This window comes from Leucobacter sp. CX169, assembly GCF_017161405.1.
Classification (GTDB): Bacteria; Actinomycetota; Actinomycetes; order Actinomycetales; family Microbacteriaceae; genus Cx-87.
Window position 1 is genome coordinate 915973 of record NZ_CP071051.1, and the last position, 14471, is coordinate 930443.

The following is a 14471-nucleotide window of genomic DNA, read 5'->3' on the forward strand; positions in this document are numbered from 1 at the left end:
CGGATCGGCGCTTGCCTGTTTCTGCTGGAGCTAGTGTGCGCTACACCGTACGGCGACGACGCTGCACGACAACCGGAGCACCGGCGCCCGCTGACGAGCCGCGCGAGGCGCCGCCACGGGGGGCCGCCGAGCGACCCGAACCCGAGCCTGCGCCCTGGCCCGAGCGGCCTGCGCCCGAACCCTGGCCCTGGCCCTGGCCCGAACGGCCGGATCCTGCGCCCTGGCCACCGCGACCGGCACCCTGGCCACCGCGACCGGTGCCCTGGCCGCCGCGGCCCGAGCCGGAACGGCCCGATCCTGCGCGGCCCTGGCCCTCGCCACGGCCACCCTCGACGTGACCGCGTGCGCGCTTGCGCTGCGCGTTCTTGCCGGTCGACTGGCCCTGGCCAGCGGAACGGCCACCGTTTGCCGCGGCGAATGCCTCGTCACGCAGGCGCTCGGTGACGGCGGGGTCAACCTTGTCGGCGACCTCTCCGACGAGGCTCGTGACCGACGCCGATCCGGCGTTCACCGACTCGGGGGTGACATTGATCTTCGCGGCGCGGAGGAGCTGCTTGAGTTCGCCGCGCTGCTCGGGCAGGCAGATGGTGACGACGTCACCCTCGGCGCCGGCACGGGCGGTGCGGCCCGAGCGGTGCAGGTACGCCTTGTGCTCTGCGGGCGGATCAACGTGGACGACGAGCTCGATGCCGTCGACGTGCACGCCACGGGCGGCGACGTCGGTGGCGACGAGGACCTTCGAGGAACCGTCCGAGAACGCGGCGAGGTTGCGATCGCGCGCGTTCTGCGAGAGGTTGCCGTGCAGGTCGACGGCGGGGATGCCGCGCGCCGTGAGGTGCTTCGCGAGCTTCTTCGCCTGGTGCTTCGTGCGGGTGAAGAGGATGCGACGGCCGGCACCCGAGGCGAGCGCCTCGATGACCTCGTTCTTGTCGTCCTTGCCCGAGACCGAGAAGACGTGGTGCGTCATCTGGGCGACGGGGGACTCGGCCGAGTCGACCGAGTGCATGATCGGGTTGGTCAGGTACTTCTTGACCAAGCGGTCGACGCCGTTATCGAGCGTCGCGCTGAAGAGCAGGCGCTGGCCGCGCTGCGGCGTCTTGTCCATGATGCGGGTGACGACGGGGAGAAAGCCCAGGTCGGCCATGTGGTCGGCCTCGTCGAGCACGGTGATCTCGACCGAGCCGAGGTCGACGATGCCCTGCTTCATGAGGTCGTCGAGGCGGCCGGGGGCGGCCACGACGATATCGACGCCGCGTGCGAGGGCGTCTTCCTGGCGCTTCTGCGAGACGCCGCCGAAGATGGTGGTCGTGCGGATGCCGACGGGCTCGCCGAGCATCTCGATGACGTTCGCGATCTGCGTGACGAGCTCGCGGGTCGGGGCGAGCACGAGGCCGCGGGGGCGACCCGGGCGGCGCTTCGCGCTGGCGTCACCGGCAAGGCGGGCGACGAGGGGGATCGCGAATGCGATGGTCTTGCCCGAGCCGGTGCGGCCGCGGCCGAGCACGTCACGGCCGGCGAGCGTGTCACCGAGGGTGTCGCGCTGGATGGGGAAAGCTTCGATCTTGCCTTCGGCGGCAAGAGCTTCAACGAGGGGGACAGGAACGCCAAGAGCGGCGAAAGTCGGGTTGGTCACGTAGACCTTTCGTGTGGTGGCACCGCGCATCACAGCGCAATCGTTGCGAGGGGCGGTACCGATGGGGCGAGAGCGCAGGATCGCGCAAACGTTCGCCGCGGATCGGGCCGACCGGCTGCAGTCACGCCCGAGAGCGGTGGCGTGCAGTGTGCGGTGTCAGCGACGTGGGCCAGCCAAAAGCGGACCCGTGAGGCCAGCATAGCGGCGCAGGCTGAGAATGGGCCGGTTTCTCTCAATTCCGGGCGCGGCTGGTAGGCGGTCGCGCGATGTCTGCGCCGTGTCGGTGGCTGCCGATAGCCTCGAGCTGAGGCAGGGCCACCGCCCATTGCTCCATCAAGGAAGGGATCGCATGTTCGTTCGAGGAGACCTGCTGGTGACGAGCGCCAGCGATCTGACCGCGGCGAGCTATTGCGAGTTCGCCTGGCTGCGCCGAGTGGACGCACGGCTGGGTCGCGAGATCACAGTGCCCGCCGATGATGACCCGATGATGGCCCGCGCCGGCCGCCTCGGCGACGCCCACGAGGAGCGGATGCTCGAGCGGTATCGCGCGCAGTTTGGCCCGGCGACCGATGGCGAGGCGGGCGGGGTTGTCGAGATCGCGCGCCCGACCACGATGGACGCGGCGGGGCTTGCAGAGCGGGCCGAAGAGACCCTCGTAGCGCTGCAGGGGAGTGCGGACATCGTCTTCCAGGCCACCTTCTTCGAAGCGGAACAGCGCGCGGCCGAGCTTCCCGGGGACCCGACTATCGCGTTTCTTGGCTTCGCCGACTTCTTGGCACGCACCGCGGACGGTGCGATCGAGGTCCAAGACACGAAGCTGGCGCGCAAGGCGAAGGTGACCGCGCTGCTGCAACTGGCCGCGTACGCCGAACAGCTTGAGCGGCTCGGCGTCCCGGTTGCCGAGGAGGGCGTGCTCATCCTCGGGGACGGCGCCCGCAGCCGGCACCGCATCGCCGACATCGCGCCGGTGTTTCGCGAGCGCCGACGACGGCTGCACGAGATCCTGCTCGAACGGGCGCGCGCGGTGGGGGTCGACGGCGAGCGTGCGAGCGCCGACGCGGTCGCCTGGGGTGCGCCCGGGGTGACGGCATGCGGGCGGTGCGAGGTGTGCGCCCCCGAGATCGAGGCCACCCGTGACCCGCTGCTCATCGCCGGCCTGCGCGCCGCCCAGCGCCAGCGGCTGGTCGATGCCGGGTTCCACACGATCGACGACGTCGCGCGGGCGCTGCCCGAGGTCGCCGCGGGCGGGCTTTCCATTCCCGGAATCGCCCCCGCGGTGCTCGAGCGCCTCGCCTGGCAGGCGTCGCTGCAGGTGCAGCCCGCGGTGGATGGCAAGCCGCCGGTCCAGGTCGTGGACGCGGCGTCGCTCGCGAGCATTCCCGAACCAAACCCGGGCGACCTCTTCTTCGACTTCGAGGGCGACCCGCTCTACCGCGAGCCCGGCGACGACGAGCACGCCCGCTGGGGCATCGACTACCTGTTCGGCATGGTCGACAGCGAAGACCACTTCACGCCGCTCTGGGCGCACGACCTCCCGGCCGAGCGGCAGGCGCTCATCGACTTCCTCGCCCTCGTAGCCGAGCGGCGACGACGGTTTCCCACCATGAAGATCTACCACTACGCGGCGTACGAACGCACACACCTCACGAGCATCTCCGCCCGGCACGGGGTGGGCGAAGCCGAGGTGGATCAGCTGCTGCGCGAGCATGTACTCGTCGACCTGTACCCGGTCGTGCGCCGGGCGCTGCGCGTCGGCTCGCGCTCGTACTCGATCAAGAAGCTCGAGCCGCTCTACATGGGCGACGAGCTGCGCGACGAGGACGGCGTCACGAGCGGCGCCCAGTCGGTGAGCGAGTACGCCGAGGCGACCGCCCAGCTCTCCTCCGACGACGCGTCCGAGCGCGCCGAGGGGCAGCGCCGGCTCGACGCGATCGGCGACTACAACCGCTACGACTGCGTCTCGACCCGGCGCCTGCGCGACTGGCTGCTCGGCATCGCCGACGCCCACGGGGTGGTGCCGTTCCCCGCATCCGAGGTACTCGACGGCACGGGCGAACCCCTGACGCTCAGCCCGCTTGCCGCCTCGCTCGCGGGCTTTGCCGAGGCGGCGGCCGCGCGGGCGGCCGATCCGGACGTGCCCGAGGCCGACCGTGCCGCTGCCCGCGCAGACCGCTCAGCCATCGCGCTCGCCGCGAGCGCGATCGACTACCACCAGCGCGAGCAGAAGGCGTTCTGGTGGGCCCATTTCAGTCGGCTCGTCGAGTCGATCGACGATTGGGCCGACACTCGCGACGTCCTCGTCGTCGACCCGGCCGCTAGCCGCGTCGTCGAGGACTGGCATCTGCCGCCGCGCGCCCGCGTCGCCCGCCGCCACGTCCGCCTGCGCGGGGAGTACGCGCCAGGCAGCACGCCCAAGGCGGACCGCGAGGCAAACGCGTTGTACGCCTACCCGGGCCCTTTCGCGAAACTCGGGGCAGCGCCCGGCGCGCGCGCCGACAAGCTCGTCAAGATCATCGAAGTGCACGACGACGGCGTCACGATCGAGGAGACGCTGCCGCGGGGCGTCGCCGAGTACACCGCGCTCCCCGAGGCGCTCGCGCCCGGCCCGCCGCCGCCTGCCGGCCGGCAGAAGGACGCGATCGAGGAGTGGGGGCGTGGGCTGGTCGCGGCACTCAAGAACGGCGACTTCCCGCAGGATCCCGTCGTCGACGTGCTGCGGCGCACGCCGCCGCGGCTGCGCGAGGAGGGGCTTGTCGCCCCCGACTCGGCCGCGGCGCTCGCCGCAGTCGGCGGAGACGAGGGCTTCCGCTCCGCGGGGGCGGTCATGGCGAGCCTGCGCCAGCTCGAGCACTCGGTGCTGGCCGTCCAGGGCCCGCCCGGCACCGGCAAGACGACGCTCGCGGCGCGCGTCATCAAGCAGCTGGTCGAGCGGGACGGCTGGCACATCGGCGTCGTCGCCCAGTCTCACCAGGTCGTCGAGAACCTGCTCGCCGCCGTCGCGAAGGCGGGGCTCGACCCCGCCCAGATCGGCAAGGTGCCCCAGCGCGGGGCTGACCCCGCCGCCATCACCGAGTCACCGTATACGGTGCTGCGCGGTAACGGCCACCTCGGCTTCGTGCGCGAGCACCGCAGCGCGGGCCGCGGCAGCGTCACCGGCGGGACGGCCTGGGACTTCAGCAACGCCGACCGCTTCGAGCGCGGCGGGCTCGACCTGCTCGTGGTGGACGAGGCCGGACAGTTCTCGCTCGCGCCGACCATCGCCGCCTCGGTCGCCGCCGAGCGGCTGCTGCTCGTCGGCGACCCGCAGCAGCTCCCGCAGGTCTCGCAGGGCAGCCACCCCGAGCCGGTCGACACCTCGGCCCTCGGCTGGGTGCTCGACGGGCACGAGACGATTCCCGAAGACCTCGGCTACTTCCTGGCCGAAAGTCGTCGCATGCGGCCCGAGCTCTGTGACCCGGTGTCCGAGCTCGCGTACGAGGGGCGCCTGCGCGCACACCCGTCGGCGTCCGAGCGGGTCGCCATCGGGGCGGGGGAGCCGGGGCTGCACTGGCACCCCGTGCGGCACGTCGGCAATTCGACGCACTCCGCCGAGGAAGCGGACGAGGTCGTGCGGATCACTCGAGCGGCCCTCGGTGCGACGATCACCGACCACCACGGCTCGCGGGTGCTGGGAGAAGTCGACCTCATCGTCGTCGCCGCCTACAACGCCCAGGTCGAGCTCGTGGCCGAGCACCTGGCGGCGGCAGGCCTCGGCGACGTGCGCGTCGGCACCGTCGATCGCTTCCAGGGGCAGGAGGCGGCGGTCGCGATCGTGACGCTCGCGGCATCGGACGCTGACGAGATCCCGCGCGGCCTCGAGTTCCTGCTGCTGCGCAACCGGCTGAACGTGGCAATCAGCCGCGCGCAGTGGGCCGCGCACCTGGTCTCGTCCGAGCGCCTGGGCGGCAGCCTGCCAAGCAGCGCTGAGGGCGTCGCGGCGCTCTCGGGCTACCTGCGGCTCACCGAGCGGGGTGGTGTCACTGGCGAGTGAGCGGCACGACCCCATCCACGCAAAACGGGCCGAGACGCACATGCGCCCCGGCCCGGATCCTGCATCGAAACCGCTAGACGTATTCGATCACCGAACGAATGCCGCGGCCCTGGCGCATCTCGCCGAACGCCTCGTTGACCTGGTCGAGCGTGATGCGGTCGGTGACCATCGAGTCGAGGTCGACCTTGCCCTCCATGTAGAGGTCGATGATGCGCGGGAAGTCGATCGACTGCCGGCTCGAGCCGTAGTTCGAGCCGATCAGGCGCTTCTCCTGGTCGCTCATCACGAACGGGTCGATCGAGATCTTCACGCCGTCGGCGACCTGGCCAACGACGACCGCGGTGCCGCCGCGGCGCACCGCGTCGTAGCAGGCCTCGATCGTGAACGGCAGGCCGATCGCCTCGAACGCGTAGTCGACCCCGCGTCCGTCGGTGAGCGAGCGCACGGTTTCGAGTAGATCGACCTCGCGGCTGTTCACGACGTGCGTGGCGCCGAAGCTGCGCCCGAGCTCGAGCTTCTCGTCGCTCACGTCGGCGACAATGATCTGCTTGGCACCAGCGAGGCGCGCACCCTGCACGACGTTGAGGCCAACCCCGCCGCAGCCGACGACCAGCACGGTGCTTCCCGGTTCGACGCCGGCCGTGTTCACGACGGCGCCGATGCCGGTGGTCACCGCGCAGCCGACGAGGGCGGCCTGGGCGAGCGGCGCGTCCTTCCGGATCCGGATCGCGGCCGACGCCGGCACCATGGCGTACTCGCCGAACGAGCCCACCGCGAGGAAGCTTTTCACGTCCTGCTCGCCGTCCGTGAGGCGCGGCTTGCCGTCGAAGAAGACGTGCTGGTACGCCGTCTCGTTGGCGAGCTGGCAGAGCACCGGCCGGCCCGAGACGCAGAACTCGCACTTCTGGCATGAAGGGGTCCACGAGAGGATCACGTGGTCCTCGAGCTCGAGTTCCGTCACCTCGGAGCCCACGGCGATGACGACGCCGGCGCCCTCGTGGCCGAGCACGAGCGGCGCCGGGGTGTCCCAGTCGCCGTCGAGCGCGTGCAGGTCACTGTGGCAGACGCCCGAGGCGGCGAGCTTCACGAGCACCTCGTTCGGGCCGGGGGTGCTGGAAATCTGCAGATCCCGAATCTCGAGCGGCTGTTCTGGCCCGACGAATACGGCGGCCTTCATGGTGATCATCTGGTGGGATCCTCTCGGTAATGCGTACTGCGAACTACGTGGTGTGGGTGGGTGAAACGGTGGCCGCAGCGAGCCCGCGGACGCTGCGGACGAGCTGCAGGATCCTGTCGGGTTCGCCCGGGGGGAAGCTCGTCGCTTTGAAGACGGGCGGAATCAGCACCCACACGTATGAGCCGCCCATCGGGGTGATGCGCAGGGTGCGGGTCGTGCCCGCGCCGGTGATGCTGGCCTGGAGCACGTCGATCGCGTCGAGCTGCGCCGCGCACGCCGCGTTCAGCTGGGCGAGCGACAGCTGCCCCGAGCGGAAGTCTTTGCCCTGCGTGAACCTCGGGCCGCTGCGGTGCTTGTGCGTGATCGTCACCCCGGCCGGGTAGCCGGCACTCGGCAGCTCGGCCTCTATGGTGAGGTTGTACACGCGCGAGAACACGTAGTTTCCGGGCGCGTAGCTGAGCACGACCTCGATCCCGTCGGCACTGCGCGCGCGGACGGTGGTGTCGTCGCACTCGACGATCTCGCCGAACTGCGTGGCGACGTGCCGCAGGGCCTGCCGGGCGCGGTCCACGATGGGGCCGCGCCCGGCGAGGGCGTGGGTGCGTTCCCGCGAGCGGGGTGTGCGAGTGGTGAGGCTCAACGGTCGCCCGCGTTCGCCTCGCGCGCGGCCTCGGTGGCCAGCAGTTCGTCGACCTCGGACTCGAGATCGCCATCGTCGTCCAGGCTCTCCGAGCGCATGATGATGTTGTTCTGCGTGTGCGTGAGCTCGGTCGGCGTGAACAGCGGCAGGCGGTTGCGCTTGAGCCAGATGACCGCGAAGAGCGCGATCGCACCCAGGATCAGTCCGGCGCTCGACCAGATAACGATGCGCTGCTCCATGTCAGGCACGATGAACACGATCAGGTAGATGCACGATGCGATGCCGAGGATCTGCGGGAGCGGGTACAGCGGCGTCTTGAACGGTCGGCGCGCGTTCGGGTACTTGCGGCGCAGCACGATGACGTCGACCTGGGCGATGATGTAGCTGAACAGCCAGGTGGTGCAGGCGATGCTGATGAGGTTCAGGATCAGGCCGATGCCGCCCTGCGAGAACGTGGAGTACAGCAGCACGGACGCCATGCAGCCCGCCGTGACGACCATGCCGGCCCACGGGACGCGGGTGCGACGGCTCACCTTCGCGAGCCACTTCGGCAGCAGGCCCTCGTTGGCCAGGCCGTAGAGCATGCGCGGGATCGCGGCGAGGTACGAGTTGCCGGTCGAGAACGACGCGAGAATGGTGACGACCGTCATGATGAGCCCGCCGACACTGCCGAAGATCGCGGTGGCTCCAACAACGTGGGGGATGGACGACGCGGCCATTTCGGCGAGGTCCGCGTAGCGGGTGGCGCCCCAACCGAACAGTACGTCGACGACGAAGATGGTGGAGACGCCGATGATCATGGCGGCCGGGATGGTCTTCCAGGGCTTGCGCACTTCCTCGGCGAGCGGGGCGACGAACTCCATGCCGATGTAGAGCCAGATCGCGACGGCGCCCATCGAAGCGAGCGTGCCCCAGTCGGTGTTGAGGACGGGGTTTTCGACCTGCGGCTGGTTCGTGACGCCGAACACTCCGGCGAGGCCAAGCACGGCCAGGATGCCCATCATGCCGAACACGATCGGAATCTGCACCCGGGCGAAGATGTCGACGCCCGAGATATTCAGCACCAGCAGGATCGCGAGCACGAGGAAAGAGAACGCCGCGGCGGGGAAGCCGGTGAGCCCCTCGAACGATTCGCCCGCGACGAGCAGCTGCGTGCCACCGTCGGCCGAGACGAGCACCAGGTACCCACCGAGCACGGCGAGGATCGCGGGGAGGCGGCCGAGCGCCGGCAGTGTGTATTCGCCGACCATGCCGCCGCCGGGCAGCATCGACGCGAGCTCGCCGTACGAGATGGCGACCATGATGATGATGATGAGCCCGATGAACGCTGGGATCGCGAAGGCGAGACCGCCCACGCCGAATCCGTTGCCGAGCGAGACCATTGCGGTGCCCGAGACCACGAGCCCGGTGGACGCGGCGTACGCGGCCCCAAAACCCAAACTTCTCTTCAACTTGACCAAACGTCAGCTCCCTTGCTTCCGTTGACGACTGTGACAGCCCCATCTTGCCGGGGCGCCAAGGTTCGTGCACTGGGCAGAGTGGATATTTTCGCGCTCTGAATCGACACTTTGTGAGCCGAAAGTGCATCAGGGGTCGTTCAGTGTGTCGGGTGAAGTGCAATTCGCCGACAGTGTGTTGAGGCTAGTGGTGCAGGTACCGCAGAGCGAGCGAGAACTCGACGCGAGAATCCACGTCGTCGAGGTCGAGGCCTGTCATCGCCGAGACCTGCTCGAGGCGATGCGCGAGCGTGTGGCGGTGGATCCCGAGTTCGCGCGCGGCCGGCAGGCCCCGCCCGTGGTGCCCGAGCCACACGCGCAGCGTCGGCAGGAGGTTTGAATCGTGTTGCTCGTCGTGCTCCTGGATTGGCCCGAGGAGCCGGCGGGCCACGTGCGACGCGTCGGACGAGTCGATGAGGTCGGTGAGACCCTCGCGCCAGATCTCCGAGAACAGGGTCACCCCGTCGTTGCCGCGGCGCTCGCCGAACTCGGCCGCCTTGCGCGCCTCCTCGAGCGCGATGTCGAGCCCTTCCCAGCGGTCGCAACGCGACTGGCCGAGCACCAGATCGAGCCGCCGCAGGTGGTCAATCACGTGGTTCGCGTCGGCCTCGTGCACGACAATCGCGATGTTCTCGTGGTACTGCGCAAAGAAGATCGCCGTGTCGCCGTCGACTGGCATCGACTCGACCGCGGGGAGGTGCCGGCTCGCGTCGAAGTGACGGGGGATCGCGACTAAGGCAACGAGCGGCGGCTGGGGGAGCTGGCCCCATACGCTCTCGATGATGTGGCGGGTGACGGCGATGTTGCCGGTAAGGATGAGCTGCAGTAGCGCCTCGCGCAGAGTCCCGTGGAGGGCGCCGAGCGCCTGGTTTTGCTCGAGCGAGACGCTGACGAGCGCGAGCACGCTCGAGAGGACGTTGCGCGACACGTCGTCGAAGCCGCGGCTGAGGGTCAGGACGAGCATGCCGCTCGGTTCGCCGGGCTCGCCCAACAGCTGCAGCACCGCCTCCACCTCGGGCGTCACCTGGGTCGACTGGAATCGCTGCTCGGCCTCGAGCGCCTGCTGCACGATCGGGGTGAGCTCGGACTCCTTGACACGCGGGCCGTCGGGCGCCTCGATCATGGTGACCGCGCGGCCGAGCGGGTCGTACAGGGCGACGCCGCAGCCCAGCTGCCGGGCGGTCTCGCGGAGCGTGGCGGTGAGCCCGTCGCGCCGGGTCGCCGCGCGGGCGATGGCTTTCTGGGCGCGCAGCGACCGCGTGTAGCGCTCGGTCTGGTCGCGCTGCAGCACGCGCGCGGCCTCCTGCAGCAGGTCCATGAACGAGATCTCGTAGGGCACGTCGAACAGGATCAGGCCGTGGCGCTGGCACGCCGCTTCGAGCTGGCGGGGGATGCCCCTGTGGATCACGTCGCTGCCGAAGCCGATGCCTATCACGCCGTGCGCGGCGACGAGCGCGGCATAGCTCTCGTAAATCTCGTCCAGTTGCGCGGGGCTCGCCTTGACGGCGGGGATGCCGTCGTTCGCCGGCTGCGTGATGGGGAACTGCCACCCGAGCGTGAGGATCACCTCGGCGGGGCCGAGGAACTTCGTCGGGTCGACGAGGTCGGTCACGTGCAGCCACTCGAACTCCTGGTCAAGCGCGTCGCGCGTCGCCTGCTCGCGGCGGTGCCCCTCGGGGCCGCCGACGTCGCCATCGCCCGTGACGACGCGGAGGTGCAGCGAGGGATTCTGCAGGAGTCTACGGAGACTGAGCGACATGCCACCCATCGTATGGGTGCAGCCCCGCCCGGACGGGATTCCAGCCGCCGCAACGTAGGATCGACCGGTGCCCCCTCGTTCACCCCTGCCGCAGCGTCACGGCCTCGACGCCGCGTGGATGCGCACCCCCGATCGCGATCACGGGCAGGCTCGGCCGTGGGCAACGATGGGGGAGTGGATCCACTCGCGCCTGCACGAGTTCATCGACGTTAAGGGGTTCCTTGCCGAGGGGCGCTTCGTGTACGAGGACGGCCGGGCCGCGGGTCGGGACGACCCCTATAGCCCGCACACCTTTGTCTGGTTTCACCGGGACCTCGCGGAGGAAAAGCCCGTCCCCGGCGAAATTCACGTCGTGTATCGCGACGAGCGCATCGTCGTGATCGATAAGCCGCCGTTTCTCTCGAGCATCCCGCGCGGCCGCCATGTGCGACAGAGCGTCGTCGTGCGCCTGCGCGACGAGCTCGGAATGCCCGAGCTCTCGCCGCTGCACCGGCTCGATCGGGTGACGTCGGGGCTCCTCATGCTCGCGACCGAGAAGCGCTGGCGGGCCCCGTACCAGAGTCTGTTCCAGGACGGGCTGGTCGACAAGACCTACTTCGCGCAGGCGCCCATTGACCCGGGCCTCGCGCTTCCGGCGGTCGTGCAGAACCACCTCATTAAGGAGCGCGGCACGATGCAGGGCGAGATCGTGCCGGGCAAGCCCGCGAACTCGGAGTCGCTGGTCGCCCTCGAGCGCGAGTTGGAGCCCGGGGTGGGCGGATCCCGCACCGGAATTTATCGCCTGAAGCCCCGCACGGGCCGCACCCACCAGCTGCGCCTGCACATGCTGAGCCTCGGTATTCCGATCTGCGGCGACCCGCTCTACCCGGTCGATCGTCAAGTGCCGGTCGAGGACTTCGGTACCCCGCTGCAGCTGCTCGCGGGCGAGGTTGAATTCCAGGACCCTGTCGACGGTGGCGCTCGCCGCTTCGCAAGCGTCCGCTCCCTCCCGCTGTAAATTTCTGTCGATCTCGGGGTTGACACCTCCCTCGCCGCGTCGTAATCTACAACCAAATGGTTGCACAAATAGAACTCAGCGAAACGGAGACCGACCGTGTGTTCCACGCACTCGCGGCGGCTACCCGGCGGGACATCCTGCGCCGCACCACCAGCGCGGAGCAGTCGGTCTCGGCCCTGGCCGGCGACTATGACATGTCCTTCGCCGCGGTGCAGAAGCACGTCGCCGTCCTCGAGGCCGCGGGCCTCGTCATCAAGCGCGCCGAGGGACGCGAGCGGCTGGTCCGCGCGAATCCGGAGATGATCGCCCGGGCTCGGGCGCTGCTCGCCCGCTACGAAGACCTCTGGAGGGCGCGAGTCGACCGGCTCGACGCGTTCCTCGCTGAACCGCAGGATCACGACCCACTCATCACAGGAGATTGACATGCCCGTCACGAACATCACTACCGACCCCGAGGCACTCACCATGACGGTGACCGCCGAATTCGCCGCCCCGGTGGACCGGCTCTGGTCGGCATTCACGAACCCGCGTCAGCTCGAGCGATTCTGGGGCCCGCCCGGCTGGCCCGCCACCTTCACCGAGTTTGACCTCTCTGTTGGCGGCAAGGCGCAGTACCGCATGGACGGGCCCAAGGGCGAGCGCTCGGCCGGATCGTGGGAGTTCCTCGCCATCGACGGGCCGCGCGGCTTTGAGATCCTCGACTCGTTCGTCGACGCGGACGGGCAGCCGCTCGAGGGGTTCCCGGCGATGCGCATGACATTCTCGTTCGAGTCCACCGACGAGGGCAGCCGCATGGTGAACCGGAGCTACTTCGATTCGGTCGAGGCGCTCGAACAAGTGGTCGGGATGGGGGCCGTCGAAGGCACCCGGATGGCGATGGACCAGCTCGATCTCGTGCTGGCAGACCTCCGCGAGTACGCGCAGGGCAAGGGGACTCACCTCGAGAAGCTGGACGACACCCACGTGCGCATCACGCGGCTCGTGGAGGGCCCGCGCGAGCTCGTCTGGCGCGCGCACCACGAGCCCGAGCTGATGCGGCAGTGGCTGCTCGGCCCCGACGGGTGGGAAATCACGGAGTGCACTGTCGCTTCTGCCGCCGGCGAGAGCTACCGCACCTCCTGGGCGCCGGTCGGGGACACCCCGGGCGAAGCGTTCGGGTTCGAGGGTGAGGCGTTGCTCGTCGATGCGCCGAGGCGCGCGGTCACGACCGAGCGCATGCAGGGCACCGAGGGCCCCGCGACCCTCAACGACCTGAACCTGTACGAGGAGGACGGTGCGACGCTCATCACGCTATTGATCGAGTACCCGGATGTCGAGACCCGAGACATGATCCTGGGTACCGGGATGGTTGACGGCATGGAGGCCTCGTACGCGCGGCTCGAGAGCGCGGTGCTCGCGGCCTAGCGGTCGCGGTCGGCGAGGGCCGAGCAGGTACCGTAGAGGCATGAGCCTTCCCCGCGGTCCCATGAAGACCCCGCCCTCGCTGCCGCTGCCGAAACTCGAGAACCTCGGCACGTCGTCTCCCGTGCGTACCGGCGCCCGCGGGGTGTCAAAGCGGTCGAACATCCCGGCGTTCGAGGTCATGCGGATTACCGGCGAGGTTGAGCGTCGTCGGGCCGCGGGCCGCGATATCGTCTCGCTCTGCGCGGGCGAGCCGAGCGCCCGCGCGATCCCCGGCGTGCTCCGCCCCGCCGGCTACACGAGCCCGCTCGGCACGGCGCCGCTTCGCGAAGCCATCGCCGGGCACTATGCGAACTGGCACGGCGTCGACGTCGACCCCGGACGGGTGGCCGTCACCACCGGGTCGTCCGGCGCGTTTCAGCTCGGGTTCCTCGCCGCGTTCGACCCGGGCGATCGGGTCGCGCTCGCCGTTCCCGGGTACCCGGCGTACCGCAACATCCTGACGGCCCTCGGCGTACAGGTCGTCGACCTGGTCGCGACGCACGAGACGCGCTACCAGCCGACGCCCGCCCTGCTCGACGCGGCCGAGGCGGAGCACGGGCCGATCGCCGGCCTCGTGCTCGCCTCTCCCGCGAACCCGACCGGCACGATGCTCGATCGATCCGAGCTCGCCGCGATCGTCGCCTGGTGCCGCGGCCACGGCACGCGGCTCGTCAGTGACGAGATCTACCACGGCATCACCTATCCGGCGCCGGGGGCGGCCGACCCCCGTGGGGTCAGCGCGTGGGAATTCGGCGACGACTCGATCGTGGTGAATTCGTTCTCGAAGTATTGGGGCATGACCGGCTGGCGGCTCGGCTGGGCGCTCCTCCCAGAGGAGCTCGTCGCCCCGTTCGAGGCGCTCGCGAGCAATTTCGCCCTCTCGCCGCCGGCGCCGGCCCAGCAGGTCGCGCTCGACGCATTCAGCCCCGAGACCTACGCCGACCGTGACGCCGTGGTGGCGGGCTTCGCTCGCGCCCGCGCGCTCATCCTGTCGGCGGAGTCGGAACTGAACTGGGGCCCGGCGGCGCCGTCGGACGGCGCGTTTTACTACTACTCAGACCTGGGCCCGCAACTCGAGCGCTTTGCCGACTCGTCAGCATACGCCCGGGCGGTGCTGGACGGCGCCGACGTCGCGCTCGTGCCGGGAATCGACTTCGACCCCGTTGGGGGTGCGCGCACCGTCCGGCTCTCCTACGCCGCGGGGGAGTCCGCGGTGGCGGAGGCGCTCGAGCGGATCCTGCGGTTTCAGGAAAAGTAGGTAGAACCAGCGGTGGCCCGCCGAGGCGCCACGTCTCG

General features: G+C 69.9%; 10 protein-coding genes. 5 read left to right on the plus strand and 5 right to left on the minus strand.

The genetic code is table 11. The features are described from left to right. Positions 1 to 40: 40 nt before the first annotated feature. Positions 41 to 1663: a DEAD/DEAH box helicase gene (locus tag JW030_RS04090; protein ID WP_188044731.1), complete on the minus strand. Its 1623-nt coding sequence runs from the start codon at positions 1661 to 1663 to the stop codon at positions 41 to 43. 319 nt (positions 1664 to 1982) lie between these two features. Here JW030_RS04090 and JW030_RS04095 point away from each other — a divergent pair, with 319 nt between their 5' ends. Beyond that, the gene (locus JW030_RS04095) at positions 1983 to 5663 is read left to right on the plus strand and encodes a bifunctional RecB family nuclease/DEAD/DEAH box helicase (RefSeq protein ID WP_188044588.1); all 3681 of its coding nucleotides are present in this window, start codon (positions 1983 to 1985) and stop codon (positions 5661 to 5663) included. Positions 5664 to 5736: 73 nt separating this feature from the next. Here JW030_RS04095 and JW030_RS04100 read toward each other — a convergent pair whose 3' ends face one another. From JW030_RS04100 to JW030_RS04115, 4 genes are all read right to left on the minus strand, one after another. Further along, positions 5737 to 6849: a Zn-dependent alcohol dehydrogenase gene (locus tag JW030_RS04100; protein WP_188044587.1), complete on the minus strand. Its 1113-nt coding sequence runs from the start codon at positions 6847 to 6849 to the stop codon at positions 5737 to 5739. A gap of 34 nt (positions 6850 to 6883) precedes the next feature. Next, a complete protein-coding gene (locus tag JW030_RS04105; protein WP_188044586.1) occupies positions 6884 to 7480 on the minus strand; it encodes a hypothetical protein in 597 nt (198 codons plus the stop codon). Next, positions 7477 to 8919, minus strand: a complete 1443-nt coding sequence (locus JW030_RS04110) for an APC family permease (protein WP_241095551.1) — start codon at positions 8917 to 8919, stop codon at positions 7477 to 7479. The genes JW030_RS04105 and JW030_RS04110 overlap by 4 nt, the downstream gene beginning before the upstream one ends. Before the next feature lie 202 nt (positions 8920 to 9121). After that, positions 9122 to 10735: a PucR family transcriptional regulator gene (locus JW030_RS04115; protein WP_188044584.1), complete on the minus strand. Its 1614-nt coding sequence runs from the start codon at positions 10733 to 10735 to the stop codon at positions 9122 to 9124. A gap of 67 nt (positions 10736 to 10802) precedes the next feature. Here JW030_RS04115 and JW030_RS04120 point away from each other — a divergent pair, with 67 nt between their 5' ends. From JW030_RS04120 to JW030_RS04135, 4 genes are read left to right on the plus strand one after another with little or no spacing between them, the layout of a single operon-like run. Next, a complete protein-coding gene (locus tag JW030_RS04120; protein WP_206348630.1) occupies positions 10803 to 11732 on the plus strand; it encodes a pseudouridine synthase in 930 nt (309 codons plus the stop codon). Positions 11733 to 11788: 56 nt separating this feature from the next. After that, a complete protein-coding gene (locus tag JW030_RS04125) occupies positions 11789 to 12154 on the plus strand; it encodes a helix-turn-helix transcriptional regulator (protein ID WP_188044583.1) in 366 nt (121 codons plus the stop codon). Between the two features lies 1 nt (position 12155). Beyond that, entirely contained in the window at positions 12156 to 13136 is a 981-nt protein-coding gene (locus JW030_RS04130; RefSeq protein WP_188044582.1) for an SRPBCC family protein, read from the plus strand. 40 nt (positions 13137 to 13176) lie between these two features. Then, positions 13177 to 14433: a pyridoxal phosphate-dependent aminotransferase gene (locus tag JW030_RS04135; RefSeq protein ID WP_188044581.1), complete on the plus strand. Its 1257-nt coding sequence runs from the start codon at positions 13177 to 13179 to the stop codon at positions 14431 to 14433. Positions 14434 to 14471 lie beyond the last annotated feature (38 nt).

Coding starts and splice junctions, on each gene's coding strand:
- JW030_RS04090 (WP_188044731.1), bottom strand. CDS start 1,663: ATGCGCGGTGCCACCACACGAAAGGTCTACGTGACCAACCCGACTTTC.
- JW030_RS04095 (WP_188044588.1), top strand. CDS start 1,983: ATGTTCGTTCGAGGAGACCTGCTGGTGACGAGCGCCAGCGATCTGACC.
- JW030_RS04100 (WP_188044587.1), bottom strand. CDS start 6,849: ATGATCACCATGAAGGCCGCCGTATTCGTCGGGCCAGAACAGCCGCTC.
- JW030_RS04115 (WP_188044584.1), bottom strand. CDS start 10,735: ATGTCGCTCAGTCTCCGTAGACTCCTGCAGAATCCCTCGCTGCACCTC.
- JW030_RS04125 (WP_188044583.1), top strand. CDS start 11,789: ATGGTTGCACAAATAGAACTCAGCGAAACGGAGACCGACCGTGTGTTC.
- JW030_RS04130 (WP_188044582.1), top strand. CDS start 12,156: ATGCCCGTCACGAACATCACTACCGACCCCGAGGCACTCACCATGACG.
- JW030_RS04135 (WP_188044581.1), top strand. CDS start 13,177: ATGAGCCTTCCCCGCGGTCCCATGAAGACCCCGCCCTCGCTGCCGCTG.